The sequence below is a fragment of the Spirulina sp. 06S082 genome, assembly GCF_034932145.1.
Lineage (GTDB): Bacteria > Cyanobacteriota > Cyanobacteriia > Cyanobacteriales > Spirulinaceae > CCY15215.
The window spans coordinates 1-20,211 of record NZ_JAYGHV010000015.1 but is presented as its reverse complement, the minus strand read 5'-3'; the positions used below and the strand labels follow the sequence as shown (position 1 = coordinate 20,211).

20 protein-coding genes, 1 tRNA gene and 1 pseudogene are annotated in these 20,211 nt (G+C 43.4%); 10 read left to right on the top strand and 12 right to left on the bottom strand.

From position 1 onward, the window contains the following. Positions 1 to 9: 9 nt before the first annotated feature. From VB714_RS02750 to speD, 4 genes are all read left to right on the top strand, one after another. Positions 10 to 987: an NAD-dependent epimerase gene (locus VB714_RS02750; RefSeq protein WP_323220936.1), complete on the top strand. Its 978-nt coding sequence runs from the start codon at positions 10 to 12 to the stop codon at positions 985 to 987. Continuing rightward, positions 987 to 2,777: an SLC13 family permease gene (locus VB714_RS02745; protein ID WP_323220934.1), complete on the top strand. Its 1,791-nt coding sequence runs from the start codon at positions 987 to 989 to the stop codon at positions 2,775 to 2,777. The genes VB714_RS02750 and VB714_RS02745 overlap by 1 nt, the downstream gene beginning before the upstream one ends. Positions 2,778 to 2,861: 84 nt before the next feature. Continuing rightward, positions 2,862 to 3,392: an adenylyl-sulfate kinase gene (cysC, locus tag VB714_RS02740; RefSeq protein WP_323220932.1), complete on the top strand. Its 531-nt coding sequence runs from the start codon at positions 2,862 to 2,864 to the stop codon at positions 3,390 to 3,392. A 160-nt stretch (positions 3,393 to 3,552) separates the two neighbouring features. Continuing rightward, positions 3,553 to 3,966 carry an adenosylmethionine decarboxylase gene (gene speD / locus VB714_RS02735; protein ID WP_416309588.1) on the top strand — a complete coding sequence of 138 codons (414 nt, stop codon included), beginning with the start codon at positions 3,553 to 3,555 and terminating at the stop codon, positions 3,964 to 3,966. Between the two features lie 255 nt (positions 3,967 to 4,221). Here speD and yhdJ read toward each other — a convergent pair whose 3' ends face one another. Genes yhdJ through VB714_RS02720 form a run of 3 tightly spaced genes read right to left on the bottom strand, consistent with a single transcriptional unit; the run spans position 4,222 to position 6,382 of the window. Then, entirely contained in the window at positions 4,222 to 5,019 is a 798-nt protein-coding gene (gene yhdJ, locus VB714_RS02730) for an adenine-specific DNA-methyltransferase (protein ID WP_323220927.1), read from the bottom strand. A gap of 6 nt (positions 5,020 to 5,025) precedes the next feature. Beyond that, the gene (locus tag VB714_RS02725) at positions 5,026 to 5,709 is read right to left on the bottom strand and encodes a glycoside hydrolase family protein (protein ID WP_323220926.1); all 684 of its coding nucleotides are present in this window, start codon (positions 5,707 to 5,709) and stop codon (positions 5,026 to 5,028) included. Between the two features lie 16 nt (positions 5,710 to 5,725). Then, a complete protein-coding gene (locus VB714_RS02720; protein ID WP_323220924.1) occupies positions 5,726 to 6,382 on the bottom strand; it encodes an SDR family oxidoreductase in 657 nt (218 codons plus the stop codon). A gap of 120 nt (positions 6,383 to 6,502) precedes the next feature. Between VB714_RS02720 and VB714_RS02715 the strand changes: the two genes are divergently transcribed. Next, complete coding sequence (locus VB714_RS02715; RefSeq protein ID WP_323220922.1) at positions 6,503 to 7,264, top strand: DUF1997 domain-containing protein; 762 nt, start codon at positions 6,503 to 6,505, stop codon at positions 7,262 to 7,264. Between the two features lie 43 nt (positions 7,265 to 7,307). Next, positions 7,308 to 8,120, top strand: a complete 813-nt coding sequence (locus tag VB714_RS02710) for a Uma2 family endonuclease (RefSeq protein WP_323220920.1) — start codon at positions 7,308 to 7,310, stop codon at positions 8,118 to 8,120. 56 nt (positions 8,121 to 8,176) lie between these two features. Here the strand turns inward: VB714_RS02710 and VB714_RS02705 are convergent, their stop codons facing one another. The 6 genes from VB714_RS02705 to VB714_RS02680 all read right to left on the bottom strand — a co-directional run bounded on the left by VB714_RS02705 (position 8,177) and on the right by VB714_RS02680 (position 14,386). Further along, on the bottom strand, positions 8,177 to 9,160 hold the full coding sequence (locus VB714_RS02705; RefSeq protein WP_323220918.1) for a hypothetical protein: 984 nt from the start codon (positions 9,158 to 9,160) through the stop codon (positions 8,177 to 8,179). Between the two features lie 41 nt (positions 9,161 to 9,201). Then, positions 9,202 to 11,772, bottom strand: coding sequence for an HDIG domain-containing metalloprotein (locus tag VB714_RS02700; RefSeq protein ID WP_323220916.1), 2,571 nt, complete (start codon positions 11,770 to 11,772; stop codon positions 9,202 to 9,204). A gap of 129 nt (positions 11,773 to 11,901) precedes the next feature. After that, positions 11,902 to 12,798 carry an ADP-ribosylglycohydrolase family protein gene (locus tag VB714_RS02695; RefSeq protein WP_323220914.1) on the bottom strand — a complete coding sequence of 299 codons (897 nt, stop codon included), beginning with the start codon at positions 12,796 to 12,798 and terminating at the stop codon, positions 11,902 to 11,904. 31 nt (positions 12,799 to 12,829) lie between these two features. Next, positions 12,830 to 13,423 (bottom strand): recombination mediator RecR, encoded by a 594-nt coding sequence (gene recR / locus VB714_RS02690; RefSeq protein ID WP_323220956.1) that lies wholly within the window; start codon positions 13,421 to 13,423, stop codon positions 12,830 to 12,832. A 244-nt stretch (positions 13,424 to 13,667) separates the two neighbouring features. After that, positions 13,668 to 13,741: transfer RNA gene (locus VB714_RS02685), tRNA-Met, on the bottom strand. 168 nt (positions 13,742 to 13,909) lie between these two features. Further along, the gene (locus VB714_RS02680; protein WP_323220912.1) at positions 13,910 to 14,386 is read right to left on the bottom strand and encodes a hypothetical protein; all 477 of its coding nucleotides are present in this window, start codon (positions 14,384 to 14,386) and stop codon (positions 13,910 to 13,912) included. A gap of 250 nt (positions 14,387 to 14,636) precedes the next feature. Here VB714_RS02680 and VB714_RS02675 point away from each other — a divergent pair, with 250 nt between their 5' ends. Beyond that, positions 14,637 to 16,028: an NAD-dependent malic enzyme gene (locus tag VB714_RS02675; protein ID WP_323220910.1), complete on the top strand. Its 1,392-nt coding sequence runs from the start codon at positions 14,637 to 14,639 to the stop codon at positions 16,026 to 16,028. Between the two features lie 193 nt (positions 16,029 to 16,221). Here VB714_RS02675 and VB714_RS02670 read toward each other — a convergent pair whose 3' ends face one another. Then, a complete protein-coding gene (locus VB714_RS02670) occupies positions 16,222 to 16,767 on the bottom strand; it encodes a hypothetical protein (protein WP_323220909.1) in 546 nt (181 codons plus the stop codon). 186 nt (positions 16,768 to 16,953) lie between these two features. On the opposite strand from VB714_RS02670, the gene VB714_RS02665 reads away from it, so the two are divergent. Continuing rightward, entirely contained in the window at positions 16,954 to 17,520 is a 567-nt protein-coding gene (locus VB714_RS02665; RefSeq protein ID WP_323220907.1) for a hypothetical protein, read from the top strand. An 82-nt stretch (positions 17,521 to 17,602) separates the two neighbouring features. Here VB714_RS02665 and VB714_RS02660 read toward each other — a convergent pair whose 3' ends face one another. Further along, positions 17,603 to 18,100: a hypothetical protein gene (locus tag VB714_RS02660; protein WP_323220905.1), complete on the bottom strand. Its 498-nt coding sequence runs from the start codon at positions 18,098 to 18,100 to the stop codon at positions 17,603 to 17,605. Between the two features lie 168 nt (positions 18,101 to 18,268). Here VB714_RS02660 and VB714_RS02655 point away from each other — a divergent pair, with 168 nt between their 5' ends. After that, on the top strand, positions 18,269 to 18,673 hold the full coding sequence (locus VB714_RS02655; RefSeq protein ID WP_323220904.1) for a hypothetical protein: 405 nt from the start codon (positions 18,269 to 18,271) through the stop codon (positions 18,671 to 18,673). An 86-nt stretch (positions 18,674 to 18,759) separates the two neighbouring features. Next, entirely contained in the window at positions 18,760 to 19,362 is a 603-nt protein-coding gene (locus VB714_RS02650) for a glutathione S-transferase family protein (RefSeq protein WP_323220902.1), read from the top strand. Between the two features lie 121 nt (positions 19,363 to 19,483). Here VB714_RS02650 and VB714_RS02645 read toward each other — a convergent pair. Next, positions 19,484 to 20,211, bottom strand: a pseudogene (locus VB714_RS02645) (serine/threonine protein kinase); the annotation flags it as partial.

Here is a 20,211-nt window from a genome sequence, read left to right as displayed (position 1 = left end):
AGTTGAAAAATGACAACTTTAGTGACTGGTGCGGCGGGTTTTATTGGTTTTCATGTTAGCAAGCGCTTGTTAGAAGAAGGCGATCGCGTCGTTGGGATTGACAATCTCAATGATTACTACGATGTTTCCCTCAAACAAGCGCGTTTGAGGGAATTAGAAAAGTATGAAAATTTCACCTTTGTTCATTTGGATATTGGCGATCGCGAAGGCATGGCCAAACTTTTTGCTGCACAAGATTTAGAAATTGTCATTAATTTAGCGGCACAAGCAGGGGTTCGTTATTCTTTGGAAAATCCTCATGCTTATGTTGATAGCAATCTTGTTGGCTTTATGAACATTCTAGAAGGTTGTCGTTACGGAAAAGTCAAACATCTTGTGTTTGCTTCTTCCAGTTCAGTTTATGGCGCAAATCAAAAAATTCCTTTTTCGGTAGAAGATAATGTGGATAATCCTCTGAGTATCTATGCCGCAACAAAAAAAGCCAATGAATTAATGGCGCATACTTATAGTCATTTATACGATCTTCCTGCGACAGGACTGCGCTTTTTTACAGTTTACGGTCCTTGGGGTCGTCCGGATATGGCCTTATTTTTGTTTACCAAAGCTATTTTAGAAGAACGCGCGATCGATGTTTTTAATCATGGTAAAATGCAGCGCGATTTTACTTATATTGATGACATTGTGGAAGGGGTAATTCGGGTCAGTCAAAAGATTCCCGATGCTGATAAACTGAGTGGTGCAAAATATAAAATTTATAATATCGGCAATAATAAACCCGTAGAACTCATGTATATGATTCAAACTCTAGAACAATGTTTGGGGAAAACAGCAGCCAAAAATATGATGCCCATGCAGCTTGGTGATGTTCCTAGAACCTATGCTGATGTAGATGAACTAATACACGATGTTGGTTTTAAACCAGATACGCCCATTGAAGCAGGAATTCAAAAATTTGTAGATTGGTATCAAGAATACTATCATAAATAATGGAAATTATCCTCACTCTAGCGGTTATTTTTTTTGCACTCGTTGGCTTTATTAGCGAAATTCTTCCTGTCGATCTCATTGCGATTATTGTCGCTGTTGTTTTGATGATTTTGGGATTAGTCACTCCCGAGGAAGGAATTTCTGGCTTTGGTAATTCTGCAACCATTACGGTTTTAGCAATGTTTATTCTTAGTGCGGGAATTGCTAAAACAGGAGTCATTCAAATTGTGCGAGATATGTTAGTTCGCTGGGGAGGAAAGAACTTAAATCAACAAATCTTTACTTTAGGAATTTTGGTGGGTCCGATTTCGGCATTTATTAATAATACTGCCGTTGTCGCCATTTTTTTGCCGATTATTGAAGATTGGTGCAAACAACAAAAAATCTCGGCATCTAAACTTTTAATTCCTCTTTCCTATCTTTCGATTTTAGGAGGAATTATGACAACTATTGGCACATCTACTAATATTTTAGCCAGTGGTTTATCGGCACAATTAGGTTATGGAGAATTCAGTATTTTTCAGTTTAGTAAAGCAGGGATTTTAATTTTTATGATTGGCTTAATCTATCTGGCCACGATCGCCCCAAGATTGCTTCCCGATCGCAAACCTGCTAGTGGCGATCGGATATCGGAAGATTATGGCCTGCGAGAGTATGTTAGTGAAGTAGTAATTACGCCGCGATCGAGTTTAGTGGGACAAACTTTGCAATCAAGTGAAATTCAACGCAAATTCGATATTGATGTCTTAGAATTATTGAGAAATGAAGTTCGTTTTGCTCAACCTCTTGCAGACAAAATATTACAAGCTGGAGATATTTTAATTGTCCGTAGCGGTCGAGAGGATTTGTTGAAAATTAGAGATGAACGAGGACTAGATATTCTAGCAGATGTTAAATTTAATCAAGATGAATTAGAAACTGTTTTGACTTCTGGAGAAGAAAAAATTGCTGAAGTTTTGATTCTTTCTAATTCTCGCTTAATTGGCACTACGTTAAAGGATTTGCGCTTTCGTCAGCGCTATAATGCAACAGTTTTAGCCGTTCGTCGAGGTGCGGAATTAGTAAGAGGTCGCTTGGGTAAAATCCCTTTAAAATTTGGCGATATTTTATTGGTACAGGGTCCAAAGCAAAGTTTTATTGGTTTACAAACAACGCGAGAATTGTTAGTTTTAGAACAGCGCAATGTGGAAATGATGCGTCAAGATAAAGCTGGATTTGCCGTGGCGATCGGGTTGGGAGTGGTTTTATTAGCGGCATTTAATGTGATGCCAATTTTAGTTAGCGCGTTAGCAGGTGTCGTGTTAATGGTATTAACAGGATGCTTGAAACCGGGAGAAATTTATGGTGCAGTGCGTTGGGATATTATTTTTCTTTTAGCGGGATTAATTCCCCTCGGAATTGCCATGAAAAATTCAGGAACAACTCAATGGTTAGCCGATCGCATTATCTTTGTTACAGGGGGATTATCGGGATACTGGGTCTTAATGTTTTGTTTTCTCATTACAGCATTATTAACAGAAATTTTATCAAATAATGCGTCTGTTGTTCTCATGCTTCCCATTGCAGCAAGTGTCGCAACAACCTTAGAACTCAACCCGTTTGCGTTTATGTTTGCCGTCACCTTTGCTGCATCTAACAGTTACATGACACCCATCGGCTATCAAACGAATACAATGGTTTATGGCGCAGGAGAATACAAGTTTTTTGATTTTACCCGAGTGGGTGCGCCCTTGACATTATTAATGACCTTGACGATCCCTCTTCTGATTATTTGGATTTATGGATTGTAAATTTGTCAGCCATCATTGATAATTGATTGTTAGAGTCGTAACGACCCGTCTATCGTGATGATTAAACAAAGATAATTAAAGAAAATGGAACATAAAGGTGTAACAGTTTGGTTTACGGGATTGAGTGGGGCAGGAAAAACCACAATCTCTCAAAAAGTTGCTGAAGAATTGCGATCGCAGAACTATAAACTGGAGGTTCTCGATGGTGATATTGTGCGGACAAACTTAACGAAAGGATTGGGTTTTAGCAAGGAAGATCGGGATGAAAATATTCGCCGCATTGGATTTGTTTCTCATCTTTTGACTCGTAATGGTGTTATTGTTATAGTGTCGGCGATTTCTCCTTATCGGGAAATTCGCGATGAAGTCCGGAAACGAATTGGCGATTTTGTCGAAGTTTATGTGAATGCTCCTTTAAAAACTTGTGAAGAACGAGATGTAAAAGGTCTTTATAAGCGGGCGAGAGCCGGAGAAATCAAGCAATTTACAGGTATTGACGATCCCTATGAATCTCCTTTAAATCCAGAAATTGAATGCCACACAGATAAAGAAGAGCTAGAAGAGAGCGTTCAAAAGGTGTTAGAGGGATTGAAAAAATTAGGCTATTTAGCTTAGGGATGCGATCGCTCGATCTCTGCGTAATAGCACGTATCTTGAGAGAAAATTTATTCTATTGTTCTCATGTCTCCTTCAGTCAAGAGGGAGACACTATTTTTTTCTGAATTTGTTAAAGTGAAGATTGAAATTCCTTTCGTATGGAGACTCGATAAAAATGATGAAAAAAGTGGGAACTCATTTAGTTGTAGATGCCTGGGAAGCACCGGGAAAATATCTCAACGATCCAGATCGCATTCGTCGTGCTTTACTCGAAGCAATCGATTCTGGAGAAGCAACCCTGATTGATTTATGCGTTCATCAGTTTAGTCCTCACGGTGTGACAGCAACTGCAACTTTAGCAGAATCCCATATTGCGATTCATACTTGGCCTGAATACGGTTATTTTGCAGCAGATTTCTTCTTTTGTGGGAGTGGCAAACCTAAGCAAGCGATGAAAGTTCTGCAAACTATTTTACAAGCACAGAAAATTGAAATGCGCGAAATCGATCGCGGTTTTCCAGAAAGAGCTTTGCATTCCACACTTCAACCCATTCAACAACAAGTCTGGGAACGAGAAATTGTAGAGGCATAAATGCGATCGTGCTAACAGCCAATATTGTGTTAACTTTACGTCAAATTTTTTGAGTTTAGTCGTTAACAATTGGTAGTTAACCAATTTTACAAGGGGAGAGAAAAGTTTCTTACTTTTTCCTACTTTATCGGTACTACCTTATTTGCCATGAATGTACGCTCCCCTTATCTTATAATATTTCCAGATTTTAGCCAAAAAAAGCTGAAAATCCCAATTTGGCATAGCTTTCACACTTTGTAAAGAGTAAGTGATTGTTCATGGTTTGAGTTTTTCACCCTTAAATTCCTCTGCAATGTTCAATCGACGCAAACCAATTTTAAAGTAATCTTCCTGAAGCTCAATACCAATACACTTTCGACCTAAACGTTGAGCAACTGCACAGGTTGTAAAAGTGCCTGCAAAAGGATCGAGAATCATATCTCCTTCATTGGAACTGGCTTTAATTATTCTCTCCATTAATGATTCTGGTTTTTGTGTTGGATGATTTTCATACTCATCCATACGATAGCGCACTCGATGAAAATTCCAAACATTGCCGGGGACTTTTTTCGTATTGTAAGGTTTTGGCTTTTTGCCTCTATAATCAATGAGCTTGCGCCGGACTCCAGTTTTGGCCTCTACCAGAATATCTTCAGCATTAAATGTATAGTTTTTTTTATCTTTAACACAAAATAAAATAGGTTCCCATCGAGATCCATAATAATTTTGTGCTTGTACGCCAGAACTATCGTATGACCAGACAATACGAGCTAAAATCGTCAATTTTTCTCGTATATATAGATCTAAATAGGGCATTGCCTGCGTACTGGTCATAAAATACATTGAACCGGTTGGCTTGAGTTTTTTGATACAAAGATCAATCCATTGATAACACCACTTTGCATAATCTCGATCGCTTGGCCATTTATCATGAAAGTTAGCAAATTTCTTACCAATATTATAAGGTGGATCGACAAAGATCAGATCAATAGAAGAATCGAGTACATAATGCGCGATCGCTTCTTCAGTATTGCCATTAATTAATTGACAGGTTTCATTCTCAAAAATATCCATCTGTTTTTAACTCGTTATTTTAGCATTTTCTCCTCTCTTTTCCAACTCTTCTTTCAACATATTTTCATAAATTTTCGGTAAGCGATCGCTCATAGAATTGGTTTCAATACCATAGCCCAAACTCGTCCAAGTTCCCGAAAGCAAGCGGAGAACGTCTTTTATTTTTCCCTCTTGCAACATCTGAGAAATGTTTGCATTCCATGCTTGAGAATCTTTCAACCATTCATAAACAACAGCATCTTGATATTGAGGCTCAAAACTATAGGTTTTCCACCACAATAAACCCGAAGATTTGGGATGATAGCGTTCTGCTTTTTCGTACCAAGTAGTATTAATAAACTGATAGCGACCGGCTGCCGTTGTACAATTCCCTTGATTTGGACCCGCAACGATGGGGACGCACCACTCTGGATGCTGACTCAAATCCGTGACGCGCTGACCGCCATAGATAATAGTATAGGGTTCGGGGTCGTTCGCTTCGCTGGCGGTAATAGTTCGCATCAAAGCACGAATATAGGGATCGCCTCCCTGCATAACAAGGGGCTGAGTTCCCTCAATGCCGTAAGAGAGGGGAATTTTCTTGCTGAGATCGGATTGCGATTGGAAAATAGAAACCAAAAATAGTAGCGCGATCGCGCTACCAATGGTTAGAGAAACCGCACCAAAAGATTTTAAAAATGATTTGAACATGAAAATCGATCGCTCATTAAACATTGAGAAAAAGTTGTTTCCAGTCTTGAGACTGTGCGTCAGGTTCGGCAACAATTTCAACGATCTTGTTATGGGAAGCCGGTTCAAAAAGAGCAGCAACAGACACTTGTGCTACCTTTAACCGAGGAATTCTACCACCGGATAAAGTATCTGCCTTCGCTGCCACGATCGCCTCCTCATTGTCCGTATCGAGCAAACCACCAGGACGGATAACGGTATAGGTTAAACCGCTCTTCTGAAGGTCTTTTTCTGCTTGACTTTTCCAGTACAACACCAACCAAAATAAATTCAAAGGATGAAAAAATTGGGAAACACAGAGGGAAGATACAAGCACGAAATGCTCGATTTCGGCAATTTTAGCGGCATCAATTAAATTATTGGTTCCCCAGTAGTCCACCCGAAACGGTTCGGTAAAATCCAAGGAAGGCATAGCTCCGGCTGCAGATAAGACCGCGCTACACCCTTGCATCGCTTCAGCAAGGCGATCGCCATTGGCCAAATCTCCCACCACCAATTCCACATTTGCAGGCAAAATTTCCTTGGCTTTAGCTCGATCTCGAACTAAAGCCACCACGGGAATTTCCCTCTCTGTCAAAACTTGTACAATACGTTTGCCTGTCCGTCCGGTCGCTCCAGCAACAAATGCTTTCAAAATCCTGCCTCCTAAAATTAATACTGTATTAAATGACCCTTGCCAGTTGGGAATAATGAGTTAAGTTGAGAAAAGAAAAAACTCTACACTTAGTTTTCTATTGTCCACCAAGGGTGTCTCATGCAGCAATCTCAATATAGCGATAACGTTAACGCAGCCGTTGAAATTTCCACCGAGGAGACGCTTGAGGCGCGATCGCAAGAATTGGCCTTAGAAGAATCATATTTAGAAGGAGAGGCTTTTGTTATGGCAGGGGAAATCGCCCCAGAAGAACCGGAAATCTCTTCTCAACAGCCTTTTAGCTTTGAAACCCATTTTCGCGGTTTGATGGGGATGGCTGCCGATCTGCCCACGGTTGCTGACTATTTGGACGCTCATGAGGGCTGGTTTTGTCGTTGCGCTCAACCCATGACAGCAGAACCCTTTGGGGAAAATGGCTATATTTTGACTGTGGGAAAATTTAAGTCTTTTGGTTACGAAGTTGAACCCAAAATGGCGGTGGTCTTATTACCTCCTAAAGATGGATTATACGTGATGCACAGTCTTGAAGTCCCCGACTATACCCCCTTGGGTTATGAACTTAATTACACTTCTTCTTTAACCTTAGAGGAAGTTTCCGGGCAGGAGGTGAACTGGAATACAAGCGGGATCGATCGCGTCACCAAGGTGGAATGGCAACTACATTTATTCGTGAAGATTCAATTTCCACCCTTTATTTATAAATTGCCTCGAAATTTACTGCAAACTACTGGCGATCGCCTTCTCTCTCAAATCGTGCGACAAATTTCACCCCGTTTAACCTACAAAGTGCAAAAGGATTTTCACGATCGCCTGAATTTATCTCTACCTCCAAAATCCTCCCGTCAATTATTGCGTTTGTAGAATAAGCTGCGCCCTTTCATTTTCTATAATAGGGTCAAACGTATTGACTCTTTCTTTTTTTGATGTCATGGTACAACAACTTTCTCCTCTCACCATTGATGACGAATTTCTTTATCCCGATAGCGACGGTAAACCCTTGGCTGATAATACGATTCAATTACGCTTAATTTTTACCATTAAAGGCGGTCTCGATGCTCTCTTTAAGGATCGAAATGATGTTTTTATTGCTGCCGATTTGTTTTGGTATCCAGTTCAGCTAACCCAACAGGAAATTATCGAGCAAGAAGAACCCCAAAGACAAGCGCCGGATGTGATGGTTGTTTTCGGACGACCCAAAGGCGATCGCGGTTCTTATCTGCAATGGAAAGAAGATAATATTGCTCCACAAGTGGCGTTTGAAATCCTTTCTCCTGGTAATAAAAAGAAAGATATGGAGACCAAATTCAAGTTTTATCAACAGCATGGAATTGAGGAGTATTATCTTTATAATCCGAAAAAGAATCGCTTACAAGGATGGTTGAGACAAGGAAAGAAGTTAAAAGAAATTTCTCAAATGGAAGGATGGACAAGTCCGCTTTTAGGGATAAGGTTTACTACTCTTGAGAAGGATTTAGTTTTATTTCGTCCCGATGGAGAGCCTTTTGTTGATTATGTTGGAATTGTCGAACAACGCGATCTCCAAAAACAACGAGCTATTCTTGCTGAAAATGAACGCGATCGCGCACAATTGGAAAAGGAACTCGAAAAACAGCGTGCCGATCGTGCTGAAACAACTATAGAAGAGGAACGACAGAAAAATCAACAATTACGAGATCGCCTGATACAACTTGGTATCGATCCTGAAACCTTGTCTTGAGATCCCATGAATGAAATAATGCAATAGAGTGGGGATTTTCCACTCTATTGCTGTTGTTAAAATCGACATAAAGGAATCGATCGCGGTTCGATCCAAGTCCCATTAGATTCACTACAAGCAGATTGTAATATTTCGACCTTTAAGGAATCTTGTCCAGGGATACACTCAACCATTTTACTGTATTGCAATTCGCTATTTTCTGCGGAAGTTCTTTCCCCTTCGTAATAGGTGGAAATCGTTCCCCCTTGTCCTTCACAAGCGTTCATAAAGGGATTATTGGCTGCCACAGTGACAGGAGGGCGAGAAGGAGAAGATTGAGGAGGAGGGGAAGATTGAGGAGAAGGAGAAGAAGGAAAAGAAGATGCTGAATTAATACCCTCTCTACATTGGCTTCTCAGTGTTGCTAATTCGCGATTTAAACTGGCAATTTCTTGTCCGGAAGATTGAGGCTGACGGGCGCGGATTGTTTGTACTTCTGAAGCAATTTCCATTAGCATTCCCAACATTTCTGTGGGTTCCATATTACCCGAAGAACGGCTAATAATAGAAAAAACGCGATCGCCGATGGTTTCCACTAATTCGACCATATTATTATTGGAACTTCCTTGGGGAATATCTGCCCCCGTAAAGCCGATAAACTGTTCGAGAATACGTGTTATTTTTTCAATATCGCGACCCCCCTCGGGCATGAAGCGAGAGATTAAACCAATCATATCCTTCATATTGGACAAGCCAAAACCGTTTTGCGATCGCTCTCTTTCCGCTTGGTCGATGGCACTCATTAAAATGAGCTCCTGGCGGGCGGCTTCAGGGCTATAATTGTCGCAGGTTAAAGATTGGGCGAGGAGAAAGCGATCGCCAGAAGTTTGCGATCGCGCTTCTAAAACCATTTGTGGCGAAATTAAGAGCAAACCAGATAGGAAAAGAGGAGAAAATCTCATAGTTAGAGGGGGATGGGGTTGGGGTATTAATCTAAAGATGATGGCGATCGCCCGGTAAATGTTCCCAGATGCAGCGCGATCGCTGGCAATTGCCTTCAATCTACTGTCTTCAATCCACCCAGCGATCGCGCTACTTTTAATTAACTAGATTTAACACTCGCCCGAGAAGTCGTTTTCAGATCCAGCGCACCTTTAGGATAAACAATACGCTGATGGTTGGACTGTTGCCAAACCCGCACAAAAACCTCACCAATTGTACGAAGTTCTTCTAACTTTAAACCAGATTCCACCAGTTGCTCATCTTGCCATCGCGCTCGGAAAATTTTCTTAACAGTATTCAGTGCCATTTCGGGAGTCGTATCTTTCATCGATCGCAAGGCTGCCTCGCAAGCATCTGCCAGCATTACGATCCCAGTTTCTCGAGATTGAGGAATGGGACCATCATAGCGGAAGTCAGCATCGTTGAGTTCAATTCCCTCAGCCTGCGATCGCTGTTTAGCTTGAAAATAAAAATAGGAAATCAAAATGGTCCCCTGATGCTCGGGAATAAAATTGCGAATGGCTTGGGGTAAATTGTATTTACGCGCCATTACCAGCCCTTGAGTCACGTGCTTTTTAATAATTTCCGCACTTTTCCACGGATCGTTAATCGCATCGTGTTTATTCGGTCCCCCCATTTGGTTTTCAATAAATCCCAAAGGATCGTGCATTTTGCCGATATCGTGGTATAGCGTCCCCGCGCGTACCAGTTCTACATTACAATGTAACTCCCGAGCCGCCGCTTCAGCCAAGGAAGCCACAAACAGAGTATGTTGAAACGTGCCAGGAGCCTCCATCGTCAGACGCTTGAGAAGCGGGCGGTTAGGATTGGATAATTCCGCTAGGCGAATGGGAGTAACTAGATCGAAAACGCGCTCCAGATAGGGAGAAACGCCCAAGGCAACGATACACCAAGCCAAGCCAGAAACGCCAAATAGCGCCGCTTGGGGCAGGACCACAGACCAAATAGCCGCCGCCGTCGCACTGCCGATGAGGGTGACACTGAAGTAAACAACCCCTTGTATCGCTCCCACCCCACCCCCCAGTAAAGCCAGTTCTTCCCGAGAGCGCAACCGTCCAGCTACAATTGAGGTTAAAAGCGCTCCGCCAGCTCCCGCCAGAAACATTTCCCAAGGCACGATCGCCGCACTGCCCCCAGCAATGGCACTAAAGGACGATAATCCCGTCAGTAAAATCACTTGAGTAACAGCCAGAGCCGGGTGATAGAAACTACTGGTTAATAGTCCAACGGCGGCTAAATTGTTCTGCCCGATATCCATCAGTAAAGGCGTGCTGACACTCAACAGGCAGAGAAGAATGCGATCGCGACAGCGCAATCTCACATTGGCACGGCGTTTGACGAAAATAAATAGGGTAATGGAACCCGTTACCATCATGCCTGTAATAATTAGGCTCTGCCAGTCAACACCCCGGCGACTTTCTTTAAAATCATCCAAAATCACAAAAGCACGGCGATCGATTTTTTCTCCGGCTTTAACAATGCTTTCTCCCTTACTAACCTCATAAATAACAGGTTCGACCTTTTCTGCGGCTTGTTCGGCGAGGCGCTTGGTTTCTTCGGTATCTTCAACTAAATTGGGTTGTAATATCCCCGTAATCAGTTCCGCAGCCAGAGGAGCAGTCAGGGCGGGAATTTGCGATCGCAATTGTCTGGAAACGGCAGTTTTTTGTAGGCTTTCGGGCATCCCCGCCACAATTCCTTGGGTCAGGATGCGGTCTAAGGAAGTGACAATACCATTTTTAGTGCGCTCCCAAGTTTCATCCCGCAGATCGAGGAGAGTGCGTTGGTAGTTTTCCAAATTCTTTGTCCCTTCTGGGTTGGCGAATTCTTGCCGCGCCCGAGTGTAACCCTCGCGAATGATATAAATGCGATCGAGTAGAATTCCCAGGGCTTGTACCCCCTCTCGATTGCCGTAGGCCGTTAATTCAGTTAGAGCCTGTTGATATGCCAAGTTGTTGTTAGCGGGTAGTTCGCTGCTATTGTTTTTGGGAGAAGGAATGGGGACGGGGGTTACGGTTTCGGAAGGGAGCGCGGCCTCGCTATTTTCGTTTAAATTATCGTCTATTAATTTTTTCGGTTCAATATCTTGGGGTTGTAGGGGAAAAACACTCACTTGAAAAGATTTTTTTAAGGCATTTGCTAACCCTTGCCATTCCTCTGGGCTGCTGTTGCGGAGATAGCGTTGAGTCGGTAAAGATAAAATGCGATCCTCTATAAAGGGAAGGGGACCTGCTATATTTCGCATCTCTTCCACTTCTGCTAAAAAAGCATCCAAGTCGCTGCGAATTTGTTGGGTAATGGTTGCATCAATGGTTAAGACTTTAACCAAACCCGTTTGCGCCGCTTTCCGATGTTCTTCTGTTAAGTCTTTATCGGTAACGTTTGCATTGCGAGTTGCCCAAATTGTTTTCGGTGCGATCGTGCCTTCTTTGAGACGAGGTTGATTGTAGAAGCGATAGCCGATCGCGCTGGTGAGGGAGACGATGGCAAAAACCAGCATCACGGGTTGAGGAATGGCTTGTCGAGCCTCTCTTCGCACCGTCTGTCTTGTTACTGTATCAATTTCTCCCAGTTGAGGGGAGGAACGACTGCGTTGGGCACGACTGCGCCAGGCGAGAAAGCGTTGGGTTAAGGATTGGAATGTGTTCATGGTGTGAGTGAGTGAGGATTGTAAAAATTTTAGTTTCTCATCGAATCAACTGATTGAAGGTTAGCTGATGAGAAATCTTAAGGGAAAATTTTACATAGGTTAAGAGAAGTTAAGACGCTAGAATTTTATTTACAGGGAGCGGGAAGTAGATTCGCGCTGACTAATGGTAGTAAAACCTTTTCGCGGCTGTAGGGTGCCTGCCCCACCAATGGCATTGTCAACTAGGCGATCGCCAAAATTGGGAGAATAGCAGCCAGACCAAGCGGAAAAGAATAATTTTCCTTGTTGTAAAGTTTGTTGACGCGAAGCCGACAAGCACCAAGAGGAGGGAACACTAATACTGCTATTGTAAACTCCGGCGATCGCCCCGGTCAGAATTGCGGTGAGAGGAGCTTGCTGGGTTAATTGTAGAGCGCGATGCAAGCACAGGGGCAAATCTTCGGGGGTAAAACTAAAGCAGTATAAAGCGAGGGCTATTTCCTTTGCCCCAGGGCGGCGATCGCTTAACATATTGACAGTTTGTTTTAGGCTCAGTCGGCGATCGCGAGATTCTTGCATGAGGTTTAAAATGTCTGCACAAGGGGGGTGATGAGTCGCCAGATCGGGCAAAAATTGAGTCATGTTCGCTTGTTCTCTGAGGATAAGGGCGATCGCCTCTCCCCAAAGTAATATTTCTGCTAAGGACTCTTCTGGATGCAGCCAGAGGGACGCAGTGCGGGTTAGTTCGATTTTGAGATGATTGGGAAGGTCGTGAAAAAAGAGAATTAAGGGTAAAATCATTGCTGCAACTTCGCTACTCGTTGCGGTTTTCTGTTTTTCTAATAGGCATATATCTCGTTTTTCGATCTGTTTTAACCAGTCCTGGGTTGCTAATTTTCCGGTTTGCAGGAGGGTGGCGATCGCGCAATCTTGAATCATTTCCCAAGGTGCAAATAGGGGGAAAATATGAGGATATTCCGCCGCGATCGCGCTTCCTAATAGCCCCCCTGTAAATCGACTCAATAAAAATATCTTCACTTGTTGCACTTTTTCAAATAACTAAATTAGCGATCGCCAATTACAGCAATTCTCGTCGTCCCTCCAAAGCCCGCGCCAAGGTTACTTCGTCGGCATATTCTAAGTCTCCTCCCATGGGCAGGCCAAAGGCAATTTGAGTAACTTTTACAAAAGGTTTTAAAAGCTGGGCAATATAGAGGGTTGTTGTTTCCCCTTCAATACTAGGACTAATCGCCAAAATAGTCTCTTGTATTTCCGTTTGACTGGCTCGCCGGATTAACGGTTGAATATTGAGTAGATCGGGTCCAATGCCGTCCATCGGGGAAATAACCCCCCCCAAAACATGATAAGCCCCGTGATATTCCCGCGTTTTCTCTAGGGCGATAACATCGCGGGAGTCCGCAACCACGCAGATTATCGCTTTATCTCGGTTGCGATCGCCACAGATGGAGCAAACAGGTTCGGCGGATAAATGAAAGCAGATTCGACAAAACCCAACTTGTTTTTTAGCATTAATGAGAGCCTGTGCCAGGGCTTGTACGTCATCTTCCGGACGCTTCAGGATGTGTAGGGCAAGTCTTTGAGCGGTTTTCGGACCGACTCCCGGTAGTTTTTGCAGTTGCTCGATCAGGCGAGCTAAAGGGGGCGTATAAATTTTAGTTCTTCCTCCAAAGACGCAAAATTCGGGCGTAATTGACCAAAAAGAAATGGGTTCAAGCCCCGTCCTTTTAAATTATAATCAAAGATGTCAAATCAGCCCTGGATTTGAATCCAAGGCTGAAAGCAAAAACCCGTTCAAAGCGGTTGATGGATGGCGAATAACATTCGCCATAGCCAATCGACCAAGAGAATCGACCAAAAGACAAGTTAGGAAATTGTAAATATAATCTTAGAATAAATGGCGGGAGGCGGATTTGAACCACCGACCTTCGGGTTATGAGCCCGACGAGCTACCAGGCTGCTCTATCCCGCGTCGCCTTTACCACTATAACAAACAATTAACCCAATTGGCCAGATTTATAAAAAAAATATTGGGGAAATATTTTCCCCATCCTCAAAAATTCCGCAAAACGTCTGGTATGAAAAGGATTACGTCTTTCTCGCTTCCCGAAAAATCCAGAATTTTAACGATCGATCCCTTTTAAGGGGTCGAATTTTGCTGGGCGTACTGAAGATATTGTGTATATTCTGTTACTTTTTGTTGGGCAACGGCATGGTTTGGATCTCCTTCAGGGACTTGCTGCATGAGGGCGATCGCCGTTTGCCAAAGTGTCGTAACATTTTGCCACTCGGCTGAAGTTTTAGCGGTTTGGACCGCATTAGCAGCCTCCATGGCCTTATTAACTGCATCGCGGAAAGGAGTTTGAGATGGGGGAACATTGGGGGCTGCTGCGGGTGCTTGAGCGGTAGGAGGTGCGGCTGGATCTGTGGGAGTTTGATCTGTCGGTGCGGCTGGATCTGCGGGGGCTGTGGGGACGGGGGCCACTGAGACAGCAGGGGGAACTTCTTCTGTACCACCACCACCAAAAGGATTCAGAGCGCTTAAGGTATCGCATCCCGCCACTAAAGACAGTAAAGTAGCAGTAAAAAGAGTCGTGAGAGTAGAGCGATTGGACATGGGTAAAATCCTTAATAAACAGGACAAATGGGCTGCTGAGTTCTCAACAACGAATTCTCTCAGATATTTTAACGGAATCTCGGAATTTCTCTGGCCAAATCGTCAGGGAGATCGCTTCAATGAGAGTAATGCGATCGCAAATCTTTCCTCGAACCCTAAAAATCTTGTAATGCTGACATCGGCGCTTTTCTCGTGGTTAGACTGAGATAGCAAGGTAAAATTTGAGTTCATTCTAACGGGAAATGAAGTAATGACCCAGTTAACCCCCAATCCTAGCTTTAGTTTAACGATTCGTGTCGAACTTCCTAACGAACCGGGAAGATTAGCAGAAGTAACCCGAGCGATCGCCATGAGTGGTGGTAATCTCGGTCAAATCAATTTAGTGGAACAAACCCGCAAACTATCCTTGCGGGAGTTTGTCGTGGATGCTTCGAGTGAGGAACACGCGGAGAAAATTACCGAGGCGATCGCGGAACTTGCAGATGTCAGGGTTGAGAAGGTGTCCGATCGCACCTTTGACCTCCATCGCGGGGGCAAAATTCACATTATTAGCCGCATTGGTTTGACAGCGCAATCGGATTTGGCCATGGCTTATACTCCTGGAGTGGGGCGCATTTCCAAGGCGATCGCGGAAGATCCCGAACAGGTTTTTTCCCTCACCGTGAAAAGCAATATGGTGGCGATCGTCTCCGATGGTAGCGCGGTGTTGGGGCTGGGTAATTTGGGTCCAGAAGCGGCTTTACCTGTGATGGAAGGAAAGGCGATGCTTTTTAAGGAGTTTGCCCAGATCGATGCTTTCCCGATCTGTTTGGCGACCCAAGATGTGGAGAAAATCATCGAAACCGTGAAAAATATTGCCCCGGTTTTTGGCGGGGTAAATTTGGAAGATATTAGCGCCCCGCGCTGTTTTGAAATCGAGAAGCGGTTGCGGGAAGAAATGGATATTCCTATTTTCCATGATGACCAGCACGGTACGGCGATCGTGACTCTAGCTGCTTTGTATAATGCTCTGAAACTGGTGCAGAAGCCTATTGAGGGCGTGAAAATTGTCTTTAATGGTGCCGGGGCTGCGGGGGTTGCTGTTGCCCGTCTCTTGCGTCAAGCGGGGGGCAAGAATTTCATCATGTGCGACTCTCAGGGGATTATTTCTACCCAACGAGGGAAGCTGACTCCACAAAAACAAGAGTTTGCGGTGGATGAGTCGGGAACCCTTGTGGATGCGGTCAAAGGTGCGGATGTCTTCGTTGGGGTCAGTGTACCGGGAGTTTTAACACCGGAGATGGTGAAGACAATGGCTAAAGATGCGATCGTTTTTGCTATGGCTAATCCGATCCCAGAAATTCAACCGGAGTTAATCCAAAATGATGCGGCGGTTATTGCTACGGGACGCAGCGATTATCCTAACCAAATTAACAATGTTTTGGCGTTTCCGGGGATATTTCGCGGGGCGTTAGATTGTCGCGCGAAAACTTTTACCGCGAAAATGTATTTAGAAGCGGCCAGCGCGATCGCCTCTCTGGTTTCTCTACAGGATTTAAACAAGGAACATATCATTCCTTCCGTGTTTGACGAGCGTGTTGCTCCGGCGGTAGCGGCGGCGGTACAAAAGGCAGCGCGGGAAGATGGGGTCGCGCGAAGTTAGCAAGAGTGCTTTTTCCTCACAGAGACACGGCGAATGTAAAGAAAGATTTTCTGTGTCTCTGTGTTTTTTCTTTTTGTTGATAATTAGGCGATCGCGGCGATCGTTCAGTTTCCATATTTTTTGGCAAAGTGTTGTCGGAGAAGATCGTGAGAGAGTTAAAAATATTAATGATATTGAGAAGCGATCGCCAAACCTATATTGTTTGCTCAACAATGATACCATTGACATCAATAGTATAAGTTCCACTGGGAAAATCCCCTTCTAAAAGAATCGTTTCTTGAAAAGGAGTAATAACTGTCGGACAGATCGTATCCGTGGGAAGTTCTCGATAAAGCGCAACATTGATTTGCGTCCCGTCTTGTTTTTGTTCCTTTTTCAAAGCTGTTTTGCAACCATCTTGAAAATTTCCTGTTACCTTAAGACTCAGTTGCAAAGGTTCAGATTCGAGAACATCCACTTCAACGGTTTTAACAATTGCAGGAATTTGCCGCAGGGCAGAATTACTCGTATCTTGTGAGGAAGACTGGACAGAAGCAGGATTCTCCGTTGCGGTGCTGTCTACTTGGGACGTACAACCTCCTTGCAAGGGCAAAACCATTAAAGTCAAGACCATGAGGAGATGAAAAAGAAGAGAATGAGGGCGATCGCATTTTTTCATTTTTTTCAAATAAGTTAAGATCCAAGAAAATTCTAGCGAAATTTCGCGATCGCCGTTTTGGAAATGCCAAAACTCTGCCAAAGCGATCTCCCTAACCCTCGCCTGAAGAATAAAACAAAAATCGAGGAAAGTAAATCGTTTTGCCCTCAGTTGGGTACGTTGTAAAAAATTTGCCCTATACTAATGTCTGTGACAGGATACTTTATCCTGTTTTCTTTGCCTAAAAACTCACGGAAGGATAAGATGCGCGTACAGTTTCACAACTCCATGAAAAGAGCGATTGGTTTGGCCGGTGTCGCCGCAATGGGTCTAGCATTCTCCGCACCCGCAGCGATCGCCGAAATTAATTTGCAAGAAATCTCGGCTACTACACAAGATTCTTTTCTTGTCGCCGATAACGATCTCGCGGCTCTCGGCGATTATTCTTTGACGGGTGAAGAGTTCGATCCCTTAACCAGTCTAAATCAGTTTTATAGCCTAGAAGCGTGGGACCTCATTCGCCAAGGTTTTATTTGCGTCAATAACCCCACTGAAGATTGCACGGGAGAAGTCCTCGAAGCCTTCGATCCTGATTCTCATCAAATTCCGGTCCCTAACTATGAAGTGACGGAAGAAACCCGCGAAGGATTTGCTTGTGTTAACAATGTTAACCCCGCTTGCGAGAACTTCGTTCACTACGGTGTAATCTATGCAGACCCCGAACCCGAAATCCCTTTAAATGCAAGGATTGCAGCACTTTGGGCAGAACTTGACGAACTGGATTCTCGTCCCGCCAGCCTTCCCGCACCTGCACCCGAGTCTCCTATTCTCGCTCCAGTTCCCGGTTTGTGGTAAATTTTTCTCTCTAAAGATTAAGAATTGAAGGGATGCGATCGCATCCCTTTTCTCATGTTTTATTGAGATAATCTCCCGATCCCTATAGGCGATCGCCCCGTTGAGTCCAATCTTCATGGACGACGACGGAAGAACCGCCAAATAAAAGACTGGGGAGTTTTAAAAGTGCGATCGGTTTATAACAATAGCGTCCTAAAGGTCTGAGAAAACGAGTAGAAACCCATCCCTGGCGGAAATTAGGCGCATCTGCAAATCCATAGGAGCCAATATCTCCAAAATGGCTGGTAACGTGGGTCCAGTCTCCTGTTGAATCTTTTCCGTTAGTTACTACCGCCCATCCTTTGGGAATTGCTCCGATCGTTTGACCGTTTGGGGTCGATCGCACGCTGAGGGGATCGGTGTCGGTGATGACTCTGGCATAATATTCGGGATCGGGACAATTTTGCTGGCTCAGATGTAGATCTCGACGGTTGGGGGAGGCTGAATCTGTTGCGGCTGTTGCTGTTTTCAGTCCCAGTAAAGATAAAATCGTCAAGGCGATCGCCGCGATCGCTCGTTTTCCTGCTTTTCTAAATTTCATTCAGTTTTCCTGATTTTGCCTTTTCTATTTTACAAATTATCCCTGAAGGCGATCGCAATTTTTGCTAAGTTTGAGTTTACTGTTTGTTTAATTTTTATGAATTATAAAGCAGAAATGGAGAAAAATAAGGATAGAATATAGCATTGGTTTTTTGGGAAAGTGTAAGTTATGGAATCGCCAATTGAAACTCGAGAATATGAATTTGATGCCTCGCAAAATAACTTAATTCACAATCTCGCTAACAAAATGCGTTTTGTTGCTTATGTCTTAATTGGTTTAGGTCTTCTCGAAGGGATACCCGCTATTGTAGGTCTATTTAAGGGGAATTTTGAGGGCAGTATTGATATTATTTTAGGAATTGTTCAAATTATTATTGGAGTCTGGACTCTGAAATCAGCGAATTCTTTTGGATTAGTTGTCAAAACAGAAGGTCATGATATTGAGAACTTAATGGGGGCATTGGGAGAACTCCGAAAACTCTATAGTTTACAATATTGGTTATTCTTGATTGCTTTCTTTTTTATTGCTCTTGGTACTGTTCTTCTTATCATTGGAGAAGTGTTAGGTGCATAAGTTTGAAGACTGAAAACTGCGATCGCATTTCTTCTTGGTTGATCTACCATCGCCCAATTAACCATAAACAATTTTTTAGGAAAACAATGTTTAAACTCTATCAATCTCAACCGTCAGGAAATTGCTACAAAATCCGGTTGCTTTTAACACAACTAGAAATTCCCTTTGAAAAAATCGAAATTGATATCTTTAAAAAAGAAAGCCGAACTTCAGCATTTTTAGATAAGAATTTGAATGGTAGAGTTCCGGTATTAGAAACAGAGAATAGACAATTTTTGCCAGAGTCAAATGCTGTTTTATATTATCTTAGTGAAGGAACAAATTTTTTTCCAGAAGACCGTTTTGAACGGGCGCAGGTGATGCAATGGCTATTTTTTGAACAGTATAGTCACGAACCTTATATTGCTACTTCTCGCTACTGGATATCGCTTTTAGGGAAACCCGAAGAATATCGCCAACAACTCGAACAAAAACGCGAACCTGGTTATGCAGCGTTAGGCGTGATGGAGAAACATTTAGGCGATCGCGACTTTTTTGTAGGAAACCATTATAGTATCGCCGATATCGCCTTATTTGCCTATACTCACGTCGCCGATGAAGGGGGATTCGATCTGTCTGGATTTCCGCAAATTTTAGCATGGATCGAACGAATCAAAGCTCAACCCAAATATATTAGTATTAAGGAATAGCAACATTTTTAAGTCCGATCTTTGATTTTGAATTAATTTATGTCTATTTTAACTCAAGTTTGAAATCCGATTAAACAAGCCAAAAAAACAACTGTAGAGGCGCAAGCATTGCGCCCAGAAATCATTGCAATGTATCGGTAGTTAGAGTTAACTTGTAACTCAAAGTATCATTAGAGCGAGAAACAACGACAATTTGATAAAACCCTGTAGCCGGCAACTTTCCCGACCAATTCAATTCCTGGGAATCCGATCGCAATGCTTCGCCATTCGGAGTATAAACTGAAAATCCTATGGTTCGATCCGTCAGTACAGAGGTTGCGATCGATTGACCTTCCTCGAGGCGAGCCAGAAAAACCTTACCTTCACCGGGTTTGAGACTTCCTTCCTCATCAACGCCAGCTTTTCCTTTGGGAAATACCAAAGTTTGTAAACTCGTACCCTCTTGTAGTGCTTTGACCTTATCGAGAACGATCGCCTGCCAAACTTGACCGATCGCCTTATCTAAAAAATCCTTGTCTTTCCATTGTGGAAAATGAAAGGAAAAAGTTGCATCTGCGAGGTCGATCGCCGCACGGTTGCTGACCTTTAACTCATTAACTTCTCGTTTCCAGCGATCGCGATCGATGCGCCGATATCGTCCTAACCCACCCCTCGCCTCAGCACTCAAATTTTCAAGGCGATCGAGAAGTTGAGCCGATGTAGCATCAATAGTTTCTCGCCAAACTGCATCCTTGGGGTCATCACTTGGGGTTCTTCCTCTTTTTTGGGCATCTTTTGCCGCGACTTCCTCCCTCACTAAGGCTTGAAAAAACTCATAATCGATCGCCATCTTCAAACGGCGATCGCGCA

Bases quoted from the DNA above. Each gene is read 5' to 3' on its own strand.
- speD (WP_416309588.1), top strand. From the start codon at position 3,553: ATGAAAAAAGTGGGAACTCATTTAGTTGTAGATGCCTGGGAAGCACCG.
- VB714_RS02680 (WP_323220912.1), bottom strand. From the start codon at position 14,386: ATGTCCAATCGCTCTACTCTCACGACTCTTTTTACTGCTACTTTACTG.
- VB714_RS02725 (WP_323220926.1), bottom strand. From the start codon at position 5,709: ATGTTCAAATCATTTTTAAAATCTTTTGGTGCGGTTTCTCTAACCATT.
- cysC (WP_323220932.1), top strand. From the start codon at position 2,862: ATGGAACATAAAGGTGTAACAGTTTGGTTTACGGGATTGAGTGGGGCA.
- VB714_RS02715 (WP_323220922.1), top strand. From the start codon at position 6,503: ATGCAGCAATCTCAATATAGCGATAACGTTAACGCAGCCGTTGAAATT.
- VB714_RS02655 (WP_323220904.1), top strand. From the start codon at position 18,269: ATGGAATCGCCAATTGAAACTCGAGAATATGAATTTGATGCCTCGCAA.
- VB714_RS02660 (WP_323220905.1), bottom strand. From the start codon at position 18,100: ATGAAATTTAGAAAAGCAGGAAAACGAGCGATCGCGGCGATCGCCTTG.
- VB714_RS02650 (WP_323220902.1), top strand. From the start codon at position 18,760: ATGTTTAAACTCTATCAATCTCAACCGTCAGGAAATTGCTACAAAATC.
- VB714_RS02675 (WP_323220910.1), top strand. From the start codon at position 14,637: ATGACCCAGTTAACCCCCAATCCTAGCTTTAGTTTAACGATTCGTGTC.
- VB714_RS02665 (WP_323220907.1), top strand. From the start codon at position 16,954: ATGAAAAGAGCGATTGGTTTGGCCGGTGTCGCCGCAATGGGTCTAGCA.
- VB714_RS02745 (WP_323220934.1), top strand. From the start codon at position 987: ATGGAAATTATCCTCACTCTAGCGGTTATTTTTTTTGCACTCGTTGGC.
- VB714_RS02750 (WP_323220936.1), top strand. From the start codon at position 10: ATGACAACTTTAGTGACTGGTGCGGCGGGTTTTATTGGTTTTCATGTT.
- yhdJ (WP_323220927.1), bottom strand. From the start codon at position 5,019: ATGGATATTTTTGAGAATGAAACCTGTCAATTAATTAATGGCAATACT.
- VB714_RS02700 (WP_323220916.1), bottom strand. From the start codon at position 11,772: ATGAACACATTCCAATCCTTAACCCAACGCTTTCTCGCCTGGCGCAGT.